The following is a 377-nucleotide window of genomic DNA, read 5'->3' as shown; positions in this document are numbered from 1 at the left end:
TACCGCTTCGAGTAAGTGGAAAGATAGTTTCCGAATACTTGGAGTCAATATACAAGTAACCAAAGAAAGCAGCTCGATACGCCCGCAGTCACACGCAGTTTGGCCACGCTTGCCAGCCGATCGTGGGCTCTGTAGCGAGTGCCCTCATAGGCCCCATCGGGCGTGGATCGCGCACGGTCTGACAAGCTAGCCCTCTAAGGACACTGGTTCAGCACGAAATAGCGCCGGCACAGCGCTACGCGCTGCCGCTGGGTTTGCAAGGGAAACCAACGAATTACCAATGCGGCGAGATAGAGCCGTGCAAAAAGAGTACGGGCAGACCGAATTGAGGACCGGTCGGCCGCGAAGCGGGCTGGAGCTATTTGGTGCTGAACCAA

General features: G+C 56.5%; 1 protein-coding gene. It reads right to left on the bottom strand.

Features of this window, described 5'->3' with window-relative positions; all coding sequences use genetic code 11:
- Positions 1-194 precede the first annotated feature (194 nt).
- Positions 195-377: hypothetical protein (locus NCR38_RS34030; RefSeq protein ID WP_250478542.1), on the bottom strand; the 183-nt coding region annotated here is incomplete at its 5' end.

It is taken from the genome of Caballeronia sp. INML1, assembly GCF_023631085.1.
Classification (GTDB): domain Bacteria; phylum Pseudomonadota; class Gammaproteobacteria; order Burkholderiales; family Burkholderiaceae; genus Caballeronia; species Caballeronia turbans.
Note: the sequence above shows the minus strand (reverse complement) of the source record. Positions and strands in the feature narration are given on the sequence as shown.